A 22,632-nucleotide genomic window follows, 5' to 3' on the forward strand; every position below is an offset into this window, starting at 1 on the left:
CGGGGAGGACAAGTCGTGCGCCTGACTCTGACCGTCGTCGACCCGTACGGCGGTGGCACCGCCGACGTCGTGCTCGATGCCGATCCTGAGTCCACCGTGGGGGACATCGCGCAGGAGCTGGCCAAGCAGGTGGGGCACAGCGGGGCGCAGGTCATCCCGCTCGGGCAGCACCGGCACGCGCCGGCCAACAACGCGCCCCTCGTGTACGTGGACGGGTACGCCGTCGATCCCTCGGCCACCGTCGTGGGCTCGCCCCTGCGCGAGGGTGCCGTCGTCAGCCTTCAGGATCCGTCGGGGTGTCTGCCGGGCGAGCCCACCGGGCTCGTCGAACTGCGCGTGGTCGGCGGGCCCGCGGCCGGGTTCGTGCACCGGCTCGGCGTCGGGCGGTACGACATCGGCAGCGGCGCGGCGTCGTACGTCCGTGTCGACGATCCCGAGGTCGACGCCCGGGCCCTCACCCTCTCCGTCGCCACCGACGGCACCTGCCAGGTCGTCGTGCACATGGACAAGGAGCACGTCACCCTCGACGGCAAGTCGCTCGCCGAGGGCCCCGAGGAGGAGCCCGGCGACAAGGGCAGAAAAAGGAAGAAGAGCGACAACAAAGAGGAAGAGAAGAAGGGCGGGCCCACCGAGTGGCCCCTCGGCGCTCAGATCGCCGTCGGCAACACCCTTCTCGAACTCACCCGGTACACGCCCCCGAACGCCGCCCTCAAGTGGTCCGACGACGGTGTCGGTCTCGACTACAACCGGCCCCCGCGGCTGCGTCCACCCGAGCGGCAGACCAGCTTCCGGCTGCCCTCGCCGCCCCGTGAGTACGAGGCCAGACCGCTGCCCTGGCTGATGGCCCTGACGCCGCTGGTCGGTGCCGTCGTATCGGTGATGATCTTCCAGCGCTGGTACTACCTGATCATGGCGGGCCTCAGCCCGATCCTGCTGTTCGCCAACTACTACAACGACAAGAAGCACGGGCGTAAGTCGCACGCCAAGCAGGTCAAGGAGTACGAGGAGCAGAAGGAGCGGATCGAGAAGGACGCCCAGGACGCGCTCGTCGCCGAGCGGAACGACCGGCGGCAGGCCATACCCGACCCGGCGACCGTGCTCGCGCTCGGGACGGGGCCGCGTACCCGTCTGTGGGAGCGGCGGCGGACCGACCGTGATCACCTTCTGATCCGCTTCGGGACCGGGCAGCTGCCCTCCGAGGTGGTGCTCGACGACCCCGAGCAGGACGACCACCGCCGCCAGGTGACCTGGAAGATCGAGGACGCCCCGGTCGCGCTGCACCTGCGCACGCTCGGTGTCGTCGGCATGGCCGGTCCCGGCGACTCCGCCCGGGCACTCGGGCGCTGGGCCGTCGCGCAGACCGCGGCGCTGCACAGCCCGATGGACGTGCAGTTCTACGTGCTGAGCGACAACGCCGCGCGGGAGTCCTGGGACTGGGTGCGCTGGCTGCCGCACGCCCGGCCGTCCGGCGGGCAGGACGTCAACGCGCTCATCGGAACCGATGCCGAGACCGTCGGCGCCCGTATCGGCGAGCTGACGCAGATCCTCGACGCGCGCAAGAAGGCCGCCGAGGAGAACAAGTCGCAGGGCAATTCGAGCTTCGGCGACCCCGACATCGTCGTGGTGTGGGACGGGTCGCGGCGGCTGCGGTCGCTTCCCGGTGTGGTGCGGCTGCTGCGCGAGGGGCCGTCGGTGTCCATGTTCGCCATCTGCCTGGACGCCGAGGAGCGGTTCCTGCCCGGCGAGTGCCAGGCGTACGTCGTGGCCGAGCCGAAGGCCGAGGAGCACCAGCCCGCCGCCCAGCAGGTGCAGCAGCAGTCCCAGCAGGTCGCCGGCGGGTTCCCCTCCTTCCAGGCCTGGCACGGCAGCACGCAGCAGCCCGAACAGGCGGAGCGTACCGAGCAGTTGCGGCTGCGCGTCGAGGAGGCCGGTGCGGAACGCCTGAAGGACGTACGGCCCGACTTCGTCTCCGCCGCCTGGTGTCTGCGGCTGGCGCGGTCGCTGTCGCCGCTGCGGGACATCAGCGGTGAGACCGAGGACTCGGCGCTCCCGGGGTCGAGCCGGCTGCTGGACGTGCTGCAGCTGGAGCCGCCGACCAGTGACGCGATCGTCGCCCGCTGGCGGATGGGCGGGCAGTCGACGCTGGCCGTCATCGGTGAGTCGTACGACGGGCCGTTCGGCATCGACATCCGCAAGGACGGACCGCACGGTCTGATCGCCGGTACGACCGGTTCGGGCAAGTCGGAGCTGCTGCAGACCATCGTGGCGGCGCTGGCGGTGGCGAACACGCCCGAGAACATGACGTTCGTGCTGGTCGACTACAAGGGTGGCGCGGCGTTCAAGGACTGTGTGCATCTGCCGCACACCGTCGGCATGGTGACCGACCTCGACGCCCACCTGGTGGAGCGCGCCCTGGAGTCGCTGGGCGCGGAGCTGCACCGGCGCGAGCACATCCTGGCCGCCGCCGACGCCAAGGACATCGAGGACTACCAGGACCTGGTGCGCCGGGACCCGTCGCACCGGCCGGTGCCCCGACTGCTCATCGTCATCGACGAGTTCGCCTCGATGGTGCGCGACCTGCCCGACTTCGTGACGGGGCTGGTGAACATCGCCCAGCGTGGCCGTTCCCTCGGTATCCACCTGCTGCTGGCGACGCAGCGGCCGAGTGGTGTCGTGTCTCCCGAGATCCGCGCCAACACCAACCTCCGTATCGCGCTGCGGGTGACGGACGGGGGCGAGTCGTCGGACGTCATCGACTCGCCCGAGGCCGGGCACATCTCCAAGAACACCCCGGGGCGTGCGTATGCCCGGCTGGGGCACGCCTCGCTGGTGCCGTTCCAGTCCGGCCGGGTCGGTGGCCGCCGGCCCGGGGCGGCTGACCCCGCCGTGCTGATGCCCTGGGTGGGTGCGCTGACCTGGGAGGACCTGGGCCGGGCTGCGCTGGTCAAGCCGAAGGCGGAGTCGCGGGAGGACGAGGAGATCACCGACCTGAAGGTCCTCGTCGACACCATCCGCGACGCCAACAGCTCGCTCGGCATCCCGCCGCAGCACAGCCCGTGGCTGCCCGCCCTGGACGAGACGCTGCTGCTGGACGACGTGGAGCTGCCCGCGTTCGCCGGCGGCCCCGGCAAGCTGCCGCCGGCGCCGTACGGCATCGAGGACCTGCCCGCGAGCCAGGCCCGCCGACCGGTCGTCGTGGACTTCTCCTCCTTCGGCCACCTGATGATCGGCGGCGCCCCGCGCAGCGGCCGCTCCCAGGTGCTGCGCACCCTCGCGGGCTCCATCGCCCGGACGCATTCCGTCGCCGACGTGCACCTCTACGGCATCGACTGCGGCAACGGCGCGCTCAACGCCTTGACGCGGCTGCCGCACTGCGGTGCGGTCGTGAGCCGTAACCAGACCGAGCGGGTGGTGCGGCTGGTCAACCGGCTCAAGGGCGAGATGGGCCGGCGCCAGGACGCGCTGGCGGAGAAGGGCTTCGCGGACATCGGTGAGCAGCGGGCCTCGGTCGCCGAGGACGAGCGGCTGCCGCACATCATGGTGCTGCTGGACCGCTGGGAGGGCTGGGTGCCCACGCTCGGCGAGGTCGACCACGGGTCGCTGACCGACGAGCTGCAGACGATCATGCGCGAGGGTGCGAGTGTCGGCATCCACCTGGTCCTGACGGGTGACCGCACCCTCCTGGTGGGCCGGATCGCGACCCTCACCGAGGACAAGTACGGTCTGCGGCTCGCCGACCGCAGCGACTTCTCCGCGCTCGGCATCCCGGCCCGCAAGGTGCCGGAGGAGATTCCGCCGGGCCGGGCGTTCCGCAACGAGTTCGGTACCGAGACGCAGTTCGCGCTGCTCGCGGCGGACACCACCGGTCAGGGGCAGGCGGCGGCGCTGGCGGCGATCGGCGAGGCGGCCGCGGCCCGCGATGCCGACGTCCCCCGCTCGCGGCGGCCTTTCCGCGTCGACAGTCTGCCCAGCCGCATCTCCTTCCCGGAGGCGTGGGAGATGCGCGACCCGGAGGCGTCCCGTTCACGGCTGTGGGGTCTGGTCGGTATCGGCGGCGACGAGATCGTCGGTTTCGGCCCCGATCTGGCGGAGGGTGTACCGGCGTTCGTCGTCGCGGGCCCGGCCAAGTCGGGCCGCTCGACGGTCCTGCTGAACTTCGCCCACTCGTTCCTGTCCCAGGGCACCCGCCTGGTCATCGCGGCCCCGCGGCAGTCCCCGCTCCGCCAACTCGACGGCGCGGACGGCGTGCTGAAGGTCTTCACCGGTGACGACATCGACGAGGACGAGTTCGAGGAGCTGATCGACCAGGCGTCGCTGGAGGAGCCGATCGCGGTCCTCGTCGACGACGGCGAGATCCTGGAGGACTGCGACGCGGAGAGGCAGATGAAGAAGCTGGTCTCGCGCGGCGCCGAACGCGGGCTCGCGCTCGTCATCGCCGGTGACGAGGAGGACGTGTGCAGCGGCTTCTCGGGCTGGCAGGTCGACGCGAAGAAGGCCCGCCGCGGCATCCTCCTCTCCCCCCAGGAGTCCTCCAGCGGCGATCTCGTGGGGGTCCGCCTCAATCGCAGCATGGTCGGCGGCCAGGTCGTGCCAGGCAAGGGCATGCTGCACCTCGGCGACGGGGAGTTGCGGACGGTCGTCATCCCCGGGTGAGGCGTTGAGCGGGGGCAGCCGGTCCGGGACGAAGGACGGCTGCCCCGCTTACCCCACCTTCGACATCCGAGCGCGAGGCCGCCCCGACTCCTCGCTCTCCGACTGGTACTGCAGGTCGTCGCCCACCGGCTTGAGGTGGACCGTCGTCCTCGCGGGGTTGCAGCCGCTGTGGTTGGCCTGCGCGCCGACCGACGTCGCGACGAGCTCCTTCTTCGTCACCTGCTTCAGGGTGAGTACGTCGACGCAGACGCCGCCGATCGGGTCGGTCTGCCGGAGCTTGCCCAGCTCCTGTCCGACGGCGGCCCGTTCGACCGTGATGCGGAACGTGCCGAGGGGGAGCCTGCCGTCGAGGGCGATGCCCTGGCCCTCCCAGGTGCCGAGGTACGCGGCGGGTACCGCACCCGCGGCGGGGGCGGAGCTCGCGGTCGCCGCCGGGGGCGCGTCGGAGCCGCTGCTCGAGTCCGCGTCGTCCTGGCCGCCGCCCCGGCCCGGCAGCAGGTCGAACACGAAGACCGACCCGATCGTCACGGCCGCCATCGCCCCCGCGACCGCCAGTGCCACGGAGCAGCTCAGCCTGCGCACCCGCCCCCCGCCCTCGCCGTCCGGGGTGGACGCCGCCGCGACGGAGACGGTGACCCTGCCGGGCCGCCGGCCGGAGGCCGGGGCGGTGTCCTGCGGGTGGTCGCCGCCGTCCCGGGGTTCGGGTACGGCGGCATCGTGGGGTGCCGGTGCCCGCAGGACGCCCTGCGCCTCTGCCGTCGCGGAGGCGGTGGGCGGCGCAGGGGATACAGGCGGCACCCCCGAGGGCATCACCGGCGCCGGTCCGAACACCCCCAGCCCTTCGCCCCCGGCCGTTTCCGGCGCCGCTCCCACCGAGGGACTGCTGAACCCGACCGGCCCGGAAGGCCCCCCGATCCCTGCCCCCGGCCCGGGGCCCGTCGCCTCCAGGTTCAGCAGCTGCACCGCGCTGCGGCTCACCTGCTCCACCAGTGCCCCCGGCAGCCACCCGCCCGTCACCAGCCGGGCCGCGCCCTCGGGGGCCAGGCGGCGGGCCAGTTCAGCGGGGGCGGGGCGCGCGGCCGGGTCCTTCGCGAGGCAGGCCGCGGTCAGGTCCCGCAACTCACCGTCGAGCAAACCGAGTTCCGGTTCCTCGTGGACGACCTTGTAGAGCAGGGCGGCGGAGGAGTCACCGGGGAAGGGCGGTTCTCCGGTCGCCGCGTACGCGAGGACCGCGCCCAGCGAGAAGACGTCCGCCGCGCCCGTGACGCCCTTGCCCAGGATCTGCTCGGGCGACATGTAGCCGGGCGAGCCGATGGACACGCCGGTGGAGGTGAGGGATGCCGTGCCGTCGGTGGCCCGGGCGATCCCGAAGTCGATCAGCAGGGGGCCGTCGAGGGTCAGCAGGACGTTCGACGGCTTCACGTCCCGGTGCACCAGCCCCAGCTCGTGCACCGCCGCCAGCGCCTCGGCGAGTCCCGCCCCGAGGGCCCGCACCGTGTGGGCCGGCAGGGGGCCGCCGTCGGTGACGGCCGCGGACAGGGACGGGCCGGCCGCGTACGCCGTCGCCACCCACGGCACCCGCGCCCCCGGGTCGGCGTCGAGGACGGGCGCCGTCCAGGCACCGCCCACTCGGCGCGCGGCCTCGACCTCACGCCGGAAACGCGCCCGGAACTCCTCGTCCAGCGCGAAGTGCGGATGCACGATCTTCACGGCGACCGTGCGGCCGCCGGCGCTGCGGCCCAGGTAGACCCGGCCCATGCCGCCGGAGCCCAGCCGGCCGAGCAGCCGGTAGGGCCCCACGACGGTGGGTTCGTCGACGTCGAGCGGCCGCATGGGCGTCACCCCTCCCCCGTGGCCAGGCGGGGACGGCTCCGGTCCCGGTACGCCTGCACTCTCAGCAGAGTAGTGCGGGGGCACCGCGCGGCTCACGGCTGGAGCAGGTTCACCTTCACGTCCGCCGGGAAGCCGGTCGTCGGGCCGACCCGACGCGCGAACTCGGCGACCGCCTCGAGCTGCGGGCCGCCGAAGCGGAAGTCGAGGGTCGTGAAGTAACGGGCCAGGGTCTCCTCGTCGAAGGCCTCCCAGCGGGCGGCCTGCTCGGCGACCTTGGCCACTTCCTCCAGGGAGAGGTTGCGGGAGTCGAGGAAGGCCTCGTGCACCCGGCGGGTGATGACCGGCTCGCGCTCCAGGTAGTCGCGGCGGGCCGCCCAGACCGCGAAGACGAACGGCAGGCCCGTCCACTCCTTCCAGAGCGTGCCGAGGTCGTGCACGTCCAGGCCGAAGCGCGGCCCGTCGAGCATGTTGGCGCGCAGCGCCGCGTCCCCGATGAGGACTGCGGCGTCGGCCTCCTGCATCATCAGGCTCAGGTCGGGCGGGCAGGTGTAGTAGTCCGGCTGGACGCCGTAGCGCTCGGCGAGGAGCAGCTGGGCGAGGCGGACGGAGGTGCGGGAGGTCGAGCCGAGGGCGACGCGGGCGCCGTCCAGCTGGTCGAGGGGGACCTGCGAGACGATCACGCACGACATCACCGGACCGTCGCAGCCGACGGCGATGTCGGGGAAGGCGACCAGGTCGTCCGCGTGCTTGAGGAACTCGACGAGGGTGATCGGACCGATGTCGAGTTCGCCCTGCACCAGCTTCTCGCTGAGCTTCTCGGGGGTGTCCTTGGAGAGCTCGAAGTCGAGGAGCGTGCCCGTTCTCGCGAGCCCCCAGTACAGGGGCAGGCAGTTCAGGAACTGGATGTGGCCGACGCGCGGCCGGGTGCGAGGATTGTCCACATCGTGAGGCTAGCCCTCTTGGCGTAGGAACCGGCGCGCGCCCCCGGGATCGGCCTGCGCGCACTCTCAGGATCGGGCCGTGGCCGCCGGTGGGGGCCCACACCGCCAGTCGGCCGAGAGATGTTCAAACATTCGGGTGACGTGATCTTGACCCCTATTGCATTCCACGGCCTGCGTGCTAGGCTCGTCGCAAGTTGCAGTTTGGTTTCCCTTGCAGTACAGAGCCTGCGGAGCATGTGACCGCGGGCTCTCGTCATTCTCAGACATATGCACTTGTGCAGAATTCATCTTCACACTTGCTGGTTCTGGAGCAGGGCAACCCTTTTTGAGCCCAAGGAGGGCTTATGGCTACCGGAACCGTTAAGTGGTTCAACGCCGAAAAGGGCTTTGGTTTCATCGCCCAGGAGGGCGGCGGCCCCGACGTCTTCGTCCACTACTCCGCGATCAACGCGACCGGCTTCCGGTCCCTCGAGGAGAACCAGCAGGTGTCTTTCGACGTCACGCAGGGTCCGAAGGGCCCGCAGGCTGAGAACGTCACGCCGGTCTGATTTGCAGTACCCAAGGAGCCCCGCGCCGCAAGGCGACGGGGCTCCTGCCCTTTCGGGGCCCTTCCGCTGGATGAATTCTCGGCGAATTCCAGCCGCAGGACGCCCGTACTCGGCCTGACCGTCTTCCACAGCCTCGGCCGGCGCCGGGTGGAGCCACCCCGGAGGAAGGCGCCGCGCTAGGGTCTCCGGCCATGACCGAGACCCCCGGCTTCGTGACGGCGACCCCTGACTTCGTGACCGAGACCCGCACCTTCTACGACACCGTGGCCGAGGAGTACGCCGTCCAGTTCGGTGATCTGCGCCCGGGGACGCCCCTGGACCGGGGCGTGCTGCACGGCTTCACGGAGCTCGTGGGCGAGGGCGGCGAGGTCGCCGACCTGGGCTGCGGGCCGGGGCGGGTCACGGCGTACCTGGCGTCCCGGGGGCTGTCGGTGTTCGGCCTCGACCTGTCGGAGTCGATGCTGGCGATCGCCCGGCGCGAGCATCCGGGGCTGCGGTTCGTGCGGGGCTCGATGCTGGAGCTGGACCTGCCGGACGGCTCGCTCGACGGTGTCGTGTCCTGGTACTCGATCATCCACACGCCCGAGGAGCATCTGCCCGCGCTCTTCGCCGGTTTCCACCGCGTGCTGCGGCCCGGCGGCCATCTGCTCCTCGGTTTCCAGTGCGGTGACGAGCCCCGGCGCTACGAGGAGGCCTTCGGCCACGCCGTGCCCCTGACCTTCCTGCGGCGCCGGCCGGAGCACGTGGCCGGTCTGCTGCGCGCCGCCGGGTTCACCCTGCGCGCCACGACGGTGCGGGAGCCGGACGAGGAGCGGGGCGAGCCGGTCGCCCAGGCGAGCCTCGTTGCCCGCAAACCGGCGGAGTAAGAGGGGCGGGGTGAGCCTGCGGAGTAAAGCGGACAGGGCAGGACAAGCGGGGTACGCCTGCGGAGTCAAGCGGCGAGGTGCGCCTGCCGAGTAGGCCCGCAAGGTGAGCCTGCGCAGTAAAGCGGCGGGAACGGGTACGCCTGCGCAGAAACACGGCGAGTGCGCCTGCCGAGTAGGCCCGCAAGGTGAGCCTGCGCAGTAAAGGGGCGGGAACGGGTACGCCTGCGCAGAAACACGGCGAGTGCGCCTGCCGAGTAGGCCCGCAAGGTGAGCCTGCGCAGTAAAGCGGCGGGGTACGCCTGCGGAGTAGAGCGACCGGGGCAAGCCGCCCGGCGCCTCGCCGCAGCCCCACGCGCGATGCCCCGGGCGGCTCCGTGACCGGCCCCGGATGCCCCCAGGCGCACCGCGACCGGCTCACACCCAGCCTCAGACCACCCAGCCCCCTCCACTCCGCTCCACGACCGGCTCACACCCAGCCCTCGGACCGCCCTCCCCCTCCCTCCCCTCCCCCACCCGGCACACGAGAAGCACTGAGCACCCGGCGCCTACAGCACCCCCGCCGCATCCCTCGCCGCGATGTACCCGAACGTCATCGCCGGGCCGATCGTCGACCCCGCGCCCGCGTAGCTGTGGCCCATCACGGCCGCGCTGGCGTTCCCCGCCGCGTACAGGCCCGGGATCACCGAGCCGTCCTCGCGCAGCACCCGTGCCCGGGCGTCCGTGCGCAGGCCGCCCTTGGTGCCGAGGTCGCCGGGGACGATGCGGAAGGCGTGGTACGGGGGGAGCCAGAGGGGCGCCAGGCAGGAGTTGGGGAGGACGGACGGGTCCGTGTAGTAGTGGTCGTAGGCGCTGTCGCCCCGGTGGAAGTCGGGGTCCGCGCCTTGGCGCGCCTGGGCGTTGAAGCGGTTCACGCTGGTGCGCAGGGCCGCCCCGGGCACGCCGATCGAGGCCGCGAGCGCGTCCAGGGTCCACTCCTTGTGCGCGGCCCCGGAGTCGTACCAGGCGTCGGGGAAGGGCAGGGTCGGCAGGACGTCCTTGAAGAGGTACCGGTTGCGGTAGTTCTGGTCGACGATGAGCCAGCACGGGATGGCCGGGTCTGTGTCGTGGACGTCGTACATGGTGTGCACGACGTCGCTGTAGGGGGCGGCCTCGTTGACGAAGCGCCTGCCGGAGCCGTTCACCAGTAGCCCACCGGGCAGGGTGCGTTCGGCGAGGCAGAAGTACGGCTGTCCGGGGATGGGGATCGCCGGGCCCCACCAGGCGTCGTCCATCAGGTCGAGCGCCGCCCCCAGCCGCTCACCCGCCCGGATGCCGTCGCCGGTGTTCTCCTTCGCGCCGACGGTCCACTCCGTGCCGATGGGCTGCCGCTGGAAGCGCTGCCGCATCGCCGCGTTGTGCTCGAAGCCGCCCGAGCCGACGATCACGCCCCGGCGGGCGCGGACCAGGCCCGGGGCGCCGTCGCGGGTGACGACCGCGCCGGTCACCGTGCCGTTCTCGACGTGCAGGTCCGTCAGGGGCGTGCTCAGCCAGACCGGTACCCCCGCCGAGCGCAGGCCGGCGCGCAGGCCCGCCGCCAGCGCCTGACCCATCGTCAGGGGCTTCTGGCCGAGCGTCGCCGCCTTCACGCCGCGGGCGAGGCACTGGGCGGCGACGGCCGCGCCCCGGGCGTTCACGGCGGCCAGGGCGACCCACTTGTAGTCGGCGCTGAAGACGACCATGCCGGCGGGTACGTCCATGTACGGCGGGTTGAGGTGCGCCAGCTCGGCGCCCAGGAGGTTGCCGTCGAGCTGGTCCGGTTCGATGGAGCGGCCGCCCGGCAGGCCGCCGGGCAGCTCGGGGTAGTAGTCGCTGTAGCCCTCCATCCAGCGGAACCGCAGCGGGCTGTTGGCCATGACGAAGGAGATCATCGGCGGGCCATGGGTCAGGAAGGCCCGCTGCCGGTCGGCGGGGACGTCCGGGCCGACGACCTCGGCGAGGTAGGCGGCGGCCTTCCCGGGGGTGTCCGGGACCCCGGCGGCGAGGAGCACGGAGTTGTTGGGGATCCAGATCCCGGCGCCCGAGCGGGCGGCCGAGCCGCCGAAGGTCGGGGCCTTCTCCACGACGACGCAGCTCAGTCCCTGGCGGGCGGCCGTCAGCGCCGCGGTCATGCCGGCGGCGCCGGAGCCGATGACGACGACGTCGTACGTGCCGAGCGGGGGTAAGTCGGCCGCCCGGGCAGTCTGCCGGACTCCTGTGGCGACCGCGAGACCGGCGCCGGCGGCACCGGCCAGCAGTCGTCTTCGGGACGGGGATCCGGCGGTGCCCGGGGTGTCCGTGCGTATGGTCATGGCCGCTCCAGCCCGGCGAGAACGCGAAAGGGGTGGGGAATGTCGCGCGCGGCCCTCGCGAAGTCAAGACCCGTGCGGTCCCCACCGCGCGACGAGAACCTTCCGGCCTGTCGCGGCACCCCGTGATCCGCGACCGCGTCGGGAAGCTCGCGCAACCCGCCCCCGCCGCGCCCGCTACTCCAGGCCGATGGCCGCGCAGTCCGCCTTGTACGCGGAGGTGCAGATGTCCTTGACGGTGTACACGCCGTCGGTGATGACCGTCTCCTTGATGTTGTCCTTGGTGAGGGCGACCACCGGCACCAGCATCGCCGGGATGTTCTTCTGCGTCGGGCTGTCGACCGTCTCCCGGGTCAGCGCGGCGAACTCGATCGCCCGGCCCTGGACCTTGGCGACGGCGATCTTCGCGGCGTTGGTCGCCTCCAGCAGGAAGGACTTGTACACGGTCATGTACTGCTCGCCGGCCACGACCCGCTGCACCGCGTCGAGGTTGGCGTCCTGCCCGGTGACCGGCGGCATCTTGGAGGCCCCTGCCTCCTGCAGCGCCTCGATGACGGCGCCCGCCATACCGTCGTTGGCCGAGTAGACGGCGGCGATGTCGTTCAGTCCGACCTTCTGGATCGCCTTCTTCATGTTGGCCTTGGCGATCGCGGGCTTCCACTCCTTGGTGTCGTACTGCGCGGCGATGTCGACCTGGCCCTGGAGTTCGCTGAGCGCGCCGTCCTTGAAGCGTGCGGTGTTGGGGTCCCCGGGGTCGCCGTTCATCATGACGACCTTGCTCTTCTGGGCCTTGCCGCCGAGTTCCCCCATGATGGCGCGGCCCTGGACCTGGCCGACGAGTTCGTTGTCGTGGGAGACGTAGGCGTCGATGGGGCCCTCGGCGAGCCGGTCGTAGGCGATGACCGGGATGCCCGCGTCCTTGGCCTTCTGCACGTCCTTGGCGATGGCCTTGGAGTTCAGGGCGTCGACGAGGATGACGTCCACCTTGTCGGCGATCATCTTCTGGAACTGCTCGCTCTGTCTGGTCACGCTGGACTCGGCGTTGGCGTAGCGGACCGTGCCCTTGTTCGCCGTGAGGTCGGCGACCTCCTTCTTGATCAGCGGGTAGTCGAACTTCTCGAAGCGTGCCGTTTCCCGGTCGGGCAGCAGCAGGCCCACCGTCATGTCGTTGCCCTTCTTGGCGGCGGAGTCGTCACTCCCGCCGTCGCCGCAGGCGGCGAGGGACAGGGCCGACACGGAGACCGCCAGGGCGATGGAGATGCGCCGCACTGCGGCCTGGCGGGTGTTACGCGGTATCACTGGTGAGCCTTCCGATGGGGGAGCATCGTGACGAGATGGTCGAAAGCCAACGGGCAGACGCCGTGCGTCGTCAAGAACAACATGTGAAGACATCGCAAAGGTGAATCACCGGGCGTACAGAGCCTCTACTTCCGTGGCGAACGCGCGCAGCACGGCCTCCCGGCGGAGCTTCATCGACGGGGTCAGATGGCCGGCCTCCTCCGTGAAGTCCTCGGGAAGGACGGCGAAGCGGCGGATGGACTCCGGGCGGGAGACCATCTTGTTGGCCTCGTCGACCGCGCGTTGCAGGACGGCGCGCAGTTCCTCGTCGTCGACGAGGAGCGTGGCCGGCACGGGGTGCTTGCCGTTCATCTGGCGCCAGTGGGTGATGCCGTCCGGGTCGAGGGTGATCAGCGCCGAGACGAAGGGGCGGCCGTCACCCAGGACGAGGCACTGCGAGATCAGCGGGTGCGAGCGCAGCCAGTTCTCCAGCGGGGCCGGGGCGACGGACTTGCCGCCGGCGGTGATGAGCAGTTCCTTCTTGCGGCCGGTGATCGTCAGGTAGCCCTCGTCGTCCAGTGCGCCGAGGTCGCCGGTGGCGAGCCAGCCGTCGGGGGCTGCGGGGACGACACCGCCGGCCTGCGGGTCCCAGTAGCCGCGCAGCACGTGGTCGCCGCCGACCAGGATCTCCCCGTCGGCGGCGATGCGGACGCGGGTGCCGGGCAGCGGCCAGCCGACGGTGCCCAGCCGGGGTTTCAGGGGCGGGGTGACGGTGGTCGCGCCGGTGGTCTCCGTCAGGCCGTAGCCCTCGAAGATCTCGATGCCGGCGCCGGCGTAGAACGCGGCGAGGCGGCGGCCGAGCGGGGAGCCGCCGCAGATGGCGTAGCGGACCCGGCCGCCCATGGCGTTGCGGATGCGGCGGTAGACCAGGGGGTCGTAGAAGGCCCGGGCGGTCTTCACAGCGCGGGTGGGGCCGGGGCCGGTGCCGGTCTGCTGCGCCTCCAGGGCCTCCCCGTAGCGCTGCGCGACCGCCACCGCCCGGTCGAAGGACGAGGCCCGGCCGGCCGCCTCGGCTTTGGCGCGGGCCGAGTTGAAGATCTTCTCCAGCATGTACGGGATGGCCAGCAGGCAGGTCGGCCGGAAGCTGGCGAGGTCCGGGAGCAGGTGGTCGGCCTTGATGCTCGGGGCGTGGCCGAGCCGTACGCGGGCCCGGATGCAGGCGATGGCCACCATGCGGCCGAAGACGTGGGACATCGGCAGGAACAGCAGGACCGAGGCCTCTTCGCTGGTCCTGGCCCGGAAGACGGGGTAGAGCAGCTCGATGGCGTTGTCGACCTCGGCGAAGAAGTTGCCGTGGGTGAGGGCGCAGCCCTTGGGGCGGCCGGTGGTGCCCGAGGTGTAGACGAGGGTGGCGAGGGTGTCGGGGCCGAGCATGCCGCGCCGTACCTCGACCTCCTGGTCGGGCAGGTGCGCCCCGGCTTCCGCGAGCCGGTCCACGTGGCCCTTCTCGACGACCCACATGTGCTCGAGGTCGGGCAGGCGTTCCCGCTCGGGGCCGAGGGCGGCGGCCTGCGTGACGGTCTCGGTGACCAGGGCGACCGCGCCGGAGTCCTGGAGGATCCAGCGGGCCTGGAAGACGGAGGAGGTGGGGTAGACGGGGACGGTGACCAGTCCCGCCGCCCAGGCGGCGAAGTCCAGGACGGTCCACTCGTAGATGGTGCGGGCCATCACGGCGATCCGGTCGCCCGGCACGAGGCCCTCGGCGATCAGGCCCTTCGCCACGGCCCGCACCTGGTCGGCGAAGTGCGCCGCCGTGATGTCGCTCCAGTTGCCGTCGGCGTCCTTGCGGCTGAGTGCCACGGAATCCGGGTGCGCGCTCGCGTTGTCGAACGGCAGGTCGGCGAGCGACCCGTGGGCCCACGGCGGTGCCAGCGGCGGTACGGAGGCCTCCCGTACCGCCCCGTCCATCCGCCGTACCTCGGGTTCGACGAGCCTCGGGCCCCCGTACACGTCGCCGTAGGCGGAGGAGGGATACGCAGTGGACACGGGCGGCTCCTGGGGCGTGCAGCGAAGGACTGCTTGCTGCATGACGTACGTGCCTCGCACGCCGAGGCGCTCAACCGGCTCAATCCCCCCTGAGAGGTCCCTTAAGGGGTTACTGGCGGTAGGAACGGGATCGTACGGCGCTGACGTGGCGGGTTTGTGCGGGTTCGGGGATGGTCCGGAGCCAGGCCTGTGCAATCTCGGGGATTACGTGAGGGGCTTTCAGGTTCCCGTGCCGGTGGCCTCAGGCGCGTTCCAGGACGGCCGTCACCCCCTGTCCGCCCGCCGCGCAGACGGAGAGGCCGGTGCCGCAGGCCTGCTGGATGTCGTGGGCGGGGGTGCCCGGGTGGAGATGCGAGCCGAGGACGGTCTCGCGGGCGAGGTTGAAGTCGCGGGCGTGCTTGAGCACGGCCCCGGCGACGAACTCACCGACGGCGCCCGGCCCCTGGAGTCCGTAGCGCTCGACCAGGCCGTCGAGGGCGGCGGTGAGCATCTGCTGGTTGGAGGCGGTGGCATAGGGGCCGTCGGAACGGGCGAAGGGGATGCGCACTCCTCCGATGACCGCCACACGCCGCACCGCCGGGGACAGCTGCTGGGGACTCATCTCGACCAGCTCATCTCGACCAGCTCCTCGTCCGTGACGTAGCCTTACCACCGGTAACCTTACTCCAGAGTAAGCAGGAGTGGGGCGTCAGCGAACCGTCCTCGGGAACTGGGAGCCGTCCATGGCCGACCGCTATCTGCGCTTCACCGGCACCGCGCCGGGCCGCTTCCTCACCCGCCGGCTGGGACTGCCGCAGCCCGCGGCGCTGACCCGCTGGTCCCCCGAGCGGCCCGGCCTGGACGGCGGTCTGCTGCATCTCAGCGCCGGCCGGTCCGCCCTCGACCTCGCACCCGTCCTGGCCCGGACCGGGCTCGGCCCGGCCGGCTCCGGCCGCACGGCCGCCGTCGTCCTGGACGCGACCGGGGTACGGAACGTCGAGGCCCTGGCGGAGGTGCACGCCGCCCTGCACCCCGTCCTGCGGTCGGTCGCGGCGAGCGGACGCGTGGTCGTGCTCGGCGCGCCGCTCGACCCCGCCGACCACCACCAGGCCGCGGCCCAGCAGGCCCTGGAGGGCTTCACGCGTTCCCTCGGCAAGGAGATCGGCCGGGGCAGGACGGTGAACCTGGTCCGGCTCACGGACGCCGCCGCCGCGGAGTCCACGCTGCGCTTCCTGCTGTCGCCCAGGTCGGCCTATGTGAGCGGGCAGGTCGTCGAGGTGACAGCCGCCCCGGGCGAGACGACCGCTGCCGACCCGGAGCGCCCCCTGGCCGGCCGCACCGCCCTGGTCACCGGCGCCGCCCGGGGCATCGGCGAAGCGGTCGCCGAGACCCTGGCGCGGGACGGGGCGCACGTCGTGGTGCTCGACGTGCCGCAGGCCGGGCAGGACGCCCGGCGCGTCGCCGACCGGCTCGGCGGCACCGCGCTGCTGCTCGACATGACGGCCGCAGACGCGGGCGCCCGGATCGCCGAGGCCCTGCCCGACGGGCTGGACGTGCTGATCCACAACGCGGGCATCACGCGTGACCGGCGTTTGGTGAACATGCCCGCCGAACGCTGGGCCTGCGTCCTCGACGTGAACCTGGCGAGCGTGCTGCGCATCACCGACGCCCTGCTGAAGGACGGGACGCTGAAGCGCGGCGGCCGGATCGTCGCCACCGCGTCGATCGCGGGGATCGCCGGGAACGCCGGCCAGACCAACTACGGCGCGAGCAAGGCCGGCGTCGTCGGCCTGGTCCGCTCGCTGGCACCGCGCGCGCTCGACGAGCACGGCGTGACGGTCAACGCGGTCGCGCCCGGCTTCATCGAGACCAGGATGACGGCGGCCGTCCCGCTGTTCATCCGCGAGGCGGGCCGCCGGATGAACTCCCTCGCCCAGGGCGGTCTCCCGGCCGACGTCGCCGAGACCACCGCCTGGCTGGCCCACCCCGCCTCGGGCGCCGTCAACGGCCAGGTCGTCCGCGTCTGCGGCCAGAGCCTGCTGGGGGCGTGATGACCGGCCCCACCGCCCGCACCCTCACCCGGCCGCCCTCCCTCGCGCCGCTCCTCGCCCGCGGTGCCCTGCTGTCCCCCTTCAAACGCCCCGGGCCCGACGCGGAGTTCCCCCGCACCCGGCTCGTCCTGCCCGGCGTGCGCGTCGACCTCGCGCGGCTGGCGGCGTACGAGCGGGTCTGCGGGTTCCCCGTCGGGGAGGACGCGCTGCCGGTGACGTATCCGCACGTGCTCGGATTCCCCCTGGCCATGCGGCTGATGAGCGGCCGGGACTTCCCGCTGCCGCTGCTCGGCCTCGTCCACACGTCGTTCACCGTCACCCGGCACGAGCGGATGCCGCCCGGCGGCAGGTACGAACTCGCCGTGCATGTCGACGGGTTGGTCCCGCACCGGCGCGGCACGCAGGCCACGGTCGTCACCGAGGTGCGCCGCGGCGGTGCCGTCGTCTGGGAGTCGACGAGCACGTACCTGGCCCGGCACCGCACGGACCGGCCGGCCGCGGCGCCCCGGGGGGAGCCGGAGGCGCCCAAGCCGCTGCCCCCGGTCGACGAGTGGCGGCTCGCCGGGGACGTCGGGCGCCGCTACGGGGCCGCGTCCGGGGACCGCAACCCGATCCATCTGCACCCGCTCACGGCCCGGCTGTTCGGCTTCCCCAGGACCATCGCGCACGGCATGTGGACCGTGGCCCGCTGCCTCGCCGCGCACGGCGTCCCCCAGCACTGCCATCTGCGCGCGGAGTTCCGGGCACCGGTCCTGCTGCCGGGGACGGTGACGTACGCGGCGCAGGACGGCCGGTTCGAGCTGCGCGGCCCGCAGGACCGGATCCACGTGACGGGGGACGTCTACCCGACGTGAGGGCCCGGCTCCTCCTCCGGGGGCGCCCAGGGCCGCCCGGCCATGAGGTCGCCGAGTCCCGCCCAGGCGAAGTTCATCAGCGTGGCGGCGGCCTGGCGGGCGGTGACGCCCGGGGTGGCGTTGGCCCACGCGGCGAGCGACTCGGCGGCGCCGACCAAGGCCTCGGCGAGCCCGGCGACCTCGCGTTCGGGCAGGTCGGGGTCATGGGGGTACCTCCCTGCTCGAGCGCAGCCGAGAGCATGGGGGAGGGCCTCGCGGGCACCGGCGAGGATCAGCTGGGTCACGAACGCGACGATCTCCTCGCGCATCGCGGTGACCTCGGCGGCGAACGGTTCGCCGTGCGTACGGGCCTGGAGGTGCAGGACCGACCACGCGTCCGGGTTCTCGCCGGTGTGCGCGAAGAAGGCGCAGAGCCCCTCCCAGAGCTGCCGGTCGGCGGGCAGGTCGCGGCGGACTCCGGCGCGCACCGCGTCGACGAGGGCCTTGGCCTCGCGGCGGATGCAGGCGGTGAAGAGGTCTTCCTTGGAGTTGAGGTACAGGTAGACCAACGGCTTCGACACGCCGGCGAGTTCGGCGATCTCGTCCATCGACGCGGCCATGTAGCCCCGTTGCCCGAAGGTCCGCACGGCGGCGTCCAGCATCTGCTGCTCACGGACCGCGCGCGGCATCCGCTTGGTCTTCACGGCACCCATGGCGCTTAGCGTACGGGCCCCCTGGACGGCCCTCTCCCGGGAATCCGGGGAAGGTCCGCTCAGGGGGCCCGTGGACGCGTGCGGCCGGTGCTGCCGTCGAGCAGCCGTGCGGCCCGTGCTGCCGTCAGGCAGTCGCGGTGACCGGCTCGGTCCGGTCGCGCGGCTCGTCGAACGGCTCGTCCAGGGCGGAGCCGTCGGCCGTGGCGTACGCGTCGCGGTCGAGCAGGTTCTCCCGGGCGGAGACCAGGACCGGGATCAGCGCCTGCCCGGCCACGTTGGTCGCGGTGCGGATCATGTCCAGGATCGGGTCGATCGCGAGGAGCAGACCGACGCCCTCCATCGGCAGGCCGAGGGTGGACAGGGTGAGGGTCAGCATGACCGTCGCACCGGTGAGACCGGCGGTGGCGGCGGAGCCGACCACCGAGACGAACGCGATCAGCAGGTAGTCGCCGACGCCCAGCTGGATGTCGAAGATCTGGGCGACGAAGATCGCGGCGATGGCCGGGTAGATCGCGGCGCAGCCGTCCATCTTGGTGGTCGCGCCGAACGGCACGGCGAAGGAGGCGTACTCCTTCGGCACGCCGAGCCGCTCGGTGACCTTCTGCGTCAGCGGCATGGTGCCGACGGAGGAGCGGGAGACGAAGGCCAGCTGGATCGCGGGCCAGGCGCCCTTGAAGAACTGGACCGGGTTGACCTTGGCGACGAGTGCGAGCAGCGTCGGGTAGACGCCGAACAGCACGATGAGGCAGCCGATGTAGATGTCGGCGGTGAACGTCGCGTACTTGCCGATCAGGTCCCAGCCGTAGGTGGCGATGGCGTTGCCGATGAGGCCGATCGTGCCGATCGGGGCGAGCCGGATGACCCACCACAGCGCCTTCTGGAGCAGGCTGAGGACGGACTCGCTCAGGGTGAGGATCGGCTGGGCCTTCTCGCCGAGCTGGAGCGCGGCGATACCGGCGACGGCTGCCATGAAGACGATCTGCAGCACGTTCAGCTCGGTGAACGGCGTGATGACGTCGGTCGGGACGATGCCCGTCAGGAAGTCGATCCAGGAGCCGGTGTCCTCGGGCTTCCCGCCGTCCTTGGGCGTGAGGCCGGTACCGGAGCCGGGGTTGGTCAGCAGGCCGATGACCAGGCCGATGCTGACCGCGATCAGCGAGGTGATCATGAACCAGAGGAGGGTGCGCGAGGCCAGCCGGGCCGCGTTGTTGACCTTCCGCAGGTTGGTGATCGAGACGAGGATCGCGAAGAAGACGAGCGGGGCGACCGCGAGCTTCAGCAGCCCGATGAAGGTGTCGCCGACCTTCTCCAGTGTCGTGGTCAGCCAGGACAGGTCCTGGCTGCGGGCGAGCCAGCCGAGCAGCACGCCCAGGACGAGACCGGCGAGTATCTGGGCCCAGAAGGGCACCTTGAAGGACTTCGTGTGTGAGGACACGGACTGACTCCGTTGGGGGGGACGCGTAGGGGGACTGACGTGGGAGACGACGGGGGGTTGCGTTACGTCAGGAACGACAGAAAGCGGACGCGCACCGACAGAGATCCACGTGCAGCCGCGCCACGAGCGGAACGCTCAGGGGCAAAGGGGACGCGACTGCTGACTTCATACCACGACCTTAACACCAGAGCTTTGAGGACCCCAAAGCCTGGCTTTGACAGGTGACGACGCACACACACCCATACAACGCAAAGCGCCCCGTTTCCGAGCATGTGCGGAAACGGGGCGCTGCAAGCGCGTGCGGGCCCTGCCGGGGGCCCCGCGAGGGAGCCCTACGAGGTCTGTCCCTGGGTGCGGGCCGTGTCGTCCGCGGCGTCCTCCTGGCTGCGGTTGGCCTCCATGTTCGCCTTCATCCGGTCGACGCGCTGCGCGACCTGGACGGACGCCCGGTCCCGCTCCTTGCGCAGCACGACCAGGCTGATCGGCGCGGAGATGAGCAGGGCGAGGGCCACGATCCACAGCCCGTTGCTGTTGCCGAGCCCGCGCGGGGCGATGCCGGAGTAGACGGCGCCCCAGACGACCACGAGGCAGCCCACGAAGATTCCGAGGCGCATCAGCGTGTAGCGGAGCATCTCAATCCACTCTTCCGTTTCGAACGGCCGGAACACACCCAAAGGGGCACCGTCCAGTGAAGCACGCGGAGCGGCCGATCTCGCAGGGGGGTCAGACCAGGGACAGCAGCATGACCACGTCGTCGCGGTCCTCCCCGGGCGCCACCCGGATCGCCCCGGGGATCCGCCCGACCTCCTTGTAGCCGCAGGAGGCGTAGAACCGCTCGAGACCGAGGCCGCCCCGGCAGGTCAGCCGGATCGCCTCGATCCCGTCCATCGCCCGGGCCGCGTCCGCGGCGGCGTGCAGCAGGTCCCGCCCCCACCCCTTGCCCTGGTGCCTCGGGTGCACCATCACCGTGTACAGCCACAGCCAGTGCGTCATGAGGTGGTGCGTGTTGAAGGTCAGGAACGCGGTCGCCGCGACCCGCCCCTCCTCGTCGTGCCCGACGAGGAGCTTGACCCGCCCGTCCGCCATCGCCGCGAAGTGCTGCACGAGCGCGGGACGGATCTCCTCCCTCGTCACCGGCGGAACGTATCCGACGGCTCCCCCGGCGTTGGAGACATCGGTCCACAGATCGAGCAGCCCGTCACGCAGCTCGGGGGTGACGGCGGGTTCGAGCGTGAGGGTAAGGGGCATGCACGAATCGTAGCTATTACTACAGGGCGTCGGCCGCCACCTTGAGATCCGACACCAGCCCCCGGTACGCCGCCTCCCGGTCGTCGGACCGCAGCACCGCTGGGGGCACCTCCCTGTTTCGAGCGGAGCCGAGAACTTGGGGGAGGGTGCACGGTCGGCACCAGCCGCTCCGGCCGCCCGTGGATCTGCTCCTCCAGCACCGTCCCCCGCACCTGCGTGACCCGGAAGGAGGACCCGAGCAGCGCCTTCCCGGCGGTCGCCCCCAGGACGACGATCAGCTCCGGCTCCACGACCGCGAGCTCGGCGGCCGGCCAGGGCCCGCACGCGGTCATCTCCCGCAGACTGGGAGCCTTGTGGATCCGCCGCTTCCGGGGCTCGGCCTGCGTGAACTTGAAGTGCTTCACGGCGTTGGTGACATAGGCCTCGGAGGGATCGATGCCGGCTTCCCCGAGGACCCGGTCCAGCAGCTGCCCGGCAGGCCCCACGAACGGCTTCCCCTGCCGGTCCTCCTGATCCCCGGGCTGCTCCCCCACGAGCATGACCCGGGCATCCGCGTCGGCCAGGAACAAAGGGTTCAGCGGTACAGGCATCCTCAGGTGCCGAGGTCCTGACCATGCCCTCCGGGTACCCACCCCAGGGGCGGGGGGAACTGCGCGACCAGCCCCCACCCACCGAAAGCCGCAATCACACCCGCATGGCCTGCGGCGTCTCGCGAAGCGAGGGGTCCGGCCCCTCATACTCCCGAATGATCTCGTACCGGGTGTTCCGCTCCACCGGCCGGAACCCCGCATCGCGAATCAGATCCAGCAGATCCTCACGCGTCAGCTTGTTCGGCGTCCCGTAGTTGTCCGCGTCATGAGTGATCTTGTACTCGACGACCGACCCGTCCATGTCGTCCGCGCCGTGCTGCAGTGCCAGCTGCGCCGTCTGCACCCCGTGCATGACCCAGAAGACCTTCACGTGCGGCACGTTGTCGAACAGCAGCCGGGACACGGCGAAGGTCTTCAGCGCCTCGGCCCCCGTCGCCATCTGCGTCCGCGCCTGGAGGCGGTTGCGCACCTTGCCGTCCTGCATGTCGACGAAGTCGTGCTGGTACCGCAGCGGGATGAAGACCTGGAAGCCGCCGGTCTCGTCCTGCAGCTCACGCAGCCGCAGCACGTGGTCCACCCGGTGACGCGGCTCCTCGATGTGCCCGTACAGCATCGTGCACGGGGTCTTCAGACCCTTCTCGTGCGCGAGCCGGTGGATCCGGGACCAGTCCTCCCAGTGGGTGCGGTGGTCCACGATGTGCTGCCGGACCTCCCAGTCGAAGATCTCGGCGCCACCGCCGGTGAGGGACTCCAGACCGGCGTCGATCAGCTCGTCGAGGATCTCCGAGGCGCTCATCCCCGAGATGGTCTCGAAGTGGTGGATCTCCGTCGCCGTGAAGGCCTTCAGGGAGACGTCCGGCAGCGCCGCCTTCAGCTCGCGCAGCGACCGCGGGTAGTACCGCCACGGCAGGTTCGGGTGCAGCCCGTTGACGATGTGCAGCTCGGTGAGGTTCTCCGACTCCATCGCCTTCGCGAGCTTCACGGCCTCCTCGATCCGCATCGTGTACGCGTCCTTCTCCCCCGGCTTGCGCTGGAAGGAGCAGTACGCGCAGGAGGCCGTGCACACGTTCGTCATGTTGAGGTGACGGTTGACGTTGAAGTGCACGACGTCGCCGTTCTTGCGGGTGCGCACCTCGTGCGCAAGGCCGCCGAGCCAGGCCAGGTCGTCCGACTCGTACAGCGCGATGCCGTCCTCACGGGTCAGGCGCTCACCCGCCCTGACCTTCTCCTCCAGCTCGCGCTTGAGCCCGAGATCCATGCCCACACCTTTCTACGACGACGTCCCAACCGTACG

At 71.5% G+C, this 22,632-nt stretch carries 17 protein-coding genes and 1 pseudogene; 5 read left to right on the top strand and 13 right to left on the bottom strand.

Translation table 11 applies throughout. The annotated features are described in order from the left end of the window. Window positions 1-15: 15 nt before the first annotated feature. On the top strand, window positions 16-4,653 hold the full coding sequence (locus tag AB0937_RS09200; RefSeq protein ID WP_366710555.1) for an FtsK/SpoIIIE domain-containing protein: 4,638 nt from the start codon (window positions 16-18) through the stop codon (window positions 4,651-4,653). Between the two features lie 48 nt (window positions 4,654-4,701). Here the strand turns inward: AB0937_RS09200 and AB0937_RS09205 are convergent, their stop codons facing one another. Both AB0937_RS09205 and AB0937_RS09210 read right to left on the bottom strand, forming a co-directional pair. After that, the gene (locus AB0937_RS09205; RefSeq protein ID WP_366710556.1) at window positions 4,702-6,486 is read right to left on the bottom strand and encodes a protein kinase; all 1,785 of its coding nucleotides are present in this window, start codon (window positions 6,484-6,486) and stop codon (window positions 4,702-4,704) included. 92 nt (window positions 6,487-6,578) lie between these two features. After that, window positions 6,579-7,427 (bottom strand): menaquinone biosynthesis protein, encoded by an 849-nt coding sequence (locus AB0937_RS09210; RefSeq protein WP_366710557.1) that lies wholly within the window; start codon window positions 7,425-7,427, stop codon window positions 6,579-6,581. 344 nt (window positions 7,428-7,771) lie between these two features. Between AB0937_RS09210 and AB0937_RS09215 the strand changes: the two genes are divergently transcribed. Together AB0937_RS09215 and AB0937_RS09220 are read left to right on the top strand one after the other, a co-directional pair. Next, window positions 7,772-7,975: a cold-shock protein gene (locus AB0937_RS09215; protein ID WP_004984723.1), complete on the top strand. Its 204-nt coding sequence runs from the start codon at window positions 7,772-7,774 to the stop codon at window positions 7,973-7,975. Between the two features lie 191 nt (window positions 7,976-8,166). Beyond that, the gene (locus tag AB0937_RS09220) at window positions 8,167-8,841 is read left to right on the top strand and encodes a class I SAM-dependent methyltransferase (RefSeq protein WP_366710559.1); all 675 of its coding nucleotides are present in this window, start codon (window positions 8,167-8,169) and stop codon (window positions 8,839-8,841) included. Window positions 8,842-9,386: 545 nt separating this feature from the next. On the opposite strand, the gene kstD is transcribed toward AB0937_RS09220, so the two are convergent. From kstD to AB0937_RS09240, 4 genes are all read right to left on the bottom strand, one after another. Beyond that, window positions 9,387-11,168 (bottom strand): 3-oxosteroid 1-dehydrogenase, encoded by a 1,782-nt coding sequence (gene kstD, locus AB0937_RS09225; protein ID WP_366710561.1) that lies wholly within the window; start codon window positions 11,166-11,168, stop codon window positions 9,387-9,389. 174 nt (window positions 11,169-11,342) lie between these two features. Continuing rightward, window positions 11,343-12,434 carry a substrate-binding domain-containing protein gene (locus AB0937_RS09230; protein ID WP_366710666.1) on the bottom strand — a complete coding sequence of 364 codons (1,092 nt, stop codon included), beginning with the start codon at window positions 12,432-12,434 and terminating at the stop codon, window positions 11,343-11,345. Between the two features lie 135 nt (window positions 12,435-12,569). Continuing rightward, the gene (locus AB0937_RS09235; RefSeq protein ID WP_366710563.1) at window positions 12,570-14,489 is read right to left on the bottom strand and encodes an AMP-binding protein; all 1,920 of its coding nucleotides are present in this window, start codon (window positions 14,487-14,489) and stop codon (window positions 12,570-12,572) included. Window positions 14,490-14,730: 241 nt separating this feature from the next. Then, the gene (locus tag AB0937_RS09240; protein WP_366710564.1) at window positions 14,731-15,090 is read right to left on the bottom strand and encodes a hypothetical protein; all 360 of its coding nucleotides are present in this window, start codon (window positions 15,088-15,090) and stop codon (window positions 14,731-14,733) included. A 121-nt stretch (window positions 15,091-15,211) separates the two neighbouring features. Here AB0937_RS09240 and AB0937_RS09245 point away from each other — a divergent pair, with 121 nt between their 5' ends. Then, a complete protein-coding gene (locus AB0937_RS09245; RefSeq protein WP_366710668.1) occupies window positions 15,212-16,519 on the top strand; it encodes a 3-oxoacyl-ACP reductase in 1,308 nt (435 codons plus the stop codon). Next, window positions 16,519-17,373 carry a MaoC/PaaZ C-terminal domain-containing protein gene (locus AB0937_RS09250; RefSeq protein WP_366710565.1) on the top strand — a complete coding sequence of 285 codons (855 nt, stop codon included), beginning with the start codon at window positions 16,519-16,521 and terminating at the stop codon, window positions 17,371-17,373. Before AB0937_RS09245 ends, AB0937_RS09250 begins: the two co-directional genes overlap by 1 nt. Here AB0937_RS09250 and AB0937_RS09255 read toward each other — a convergent pair. The 7 genes and pseudogenes from AB0937_RS09255 to mqnE form a co-directional block, all read right to left on the bottom strand. Continuing rightward, window positions 17,361-18,065: a TetR/AcrR family transcriptional regulator gene (locus AB0937_RS09255; protein WP_366710567.1), complete on the bottom strand. Its 705-nt coding sequence runs from the start codon at window positions 18,063-18,065 to the stop codon at window positions 17,361-17,363. The two genes, AB0937_RS09250 and AB0937_RS09255, sit on opposite strands and share 13 nt — an antisense overlap. A gap of 124 nt (window positions 18,066-18,189) precedes the next feature. After that, window positions 18,190-19,500, bottom strand: coding sequence for a dicarboxylate/amino acid:cation symporter (locus tag AB0937_RS09260; protein ID WP_366710568.1), 1,311 nt, complete (start codon window positions 19,498-19,500; stop codon window positions 18,190-18,192). Between the two features lie 67 nt (window positions 19,501-19,567). Then, a complete protein-coding gene (locus AB0937_RS09265; protein ID WP_366710570.1) occupies window positions 19,568-19,669 on the bottom strand; it encodes a putative leader peptide in 102 nt (33 codons plus the stop codon). A gap of 163 nt (window positions 19,670-19,832) precedes the next feature. Further along, the gene (locus AB0937_RS09270) at window positions 19,833-20,132 is read right to left on the bottom strand and encodes a DUF4229 domain-containing protein (RefSeq protein ID WP_361121651.1); all 300 of its coding nucleotides are present in this window, start codon (window positions 20,130-20,132) and stop codon (window positions 19,833-19,835) included. 91 nt (window positions 20,133-20,223) lie between these two features. Then, entirely contained in the window at window positions 20,224-20,748 is a 525-nt protein-coding gene (locus AB0937_RS09275; protein WP_366710571.1) for a GNAT family N-acetyltransferase, read from the bottom strand. Window positions 20,749-20,767: 19 nt separating this feature from the next. Continuing rightward, a pseudogene (locus AB0937_RS09280) lies at window positions 20,768-21,363 on the bottom strand (uracil-DNA glycosylase family protein). Between the two features lie 69 nt (window positions 21,364-21,432). Further along, window positions 21,433-22,596 carry an aminofutalosine synthase MqnE gene (gene mqnE, locus AB0937_RS09285; protein ID WP_366710572.1) on the bottom strand — a complete coding sequence of 388 codons (1,164 nt, stop codon included), beginning with the start codon at window positions 22,594-22,596 and terminating at the stop codon, window positions 21,433-21,435. Window positions 22,597-22,632: the final 36 nt, after the last annotated feature.

The sequence above is a fragment of the Streptomyces sp. NPDC047880 genome (genome assembly GCF_040706515.1).
Lineage (GTDB): Bacteria > Actinomycetota > Actinomycetes > Streptomycetales > Streptomycetaceae > Streptomyces.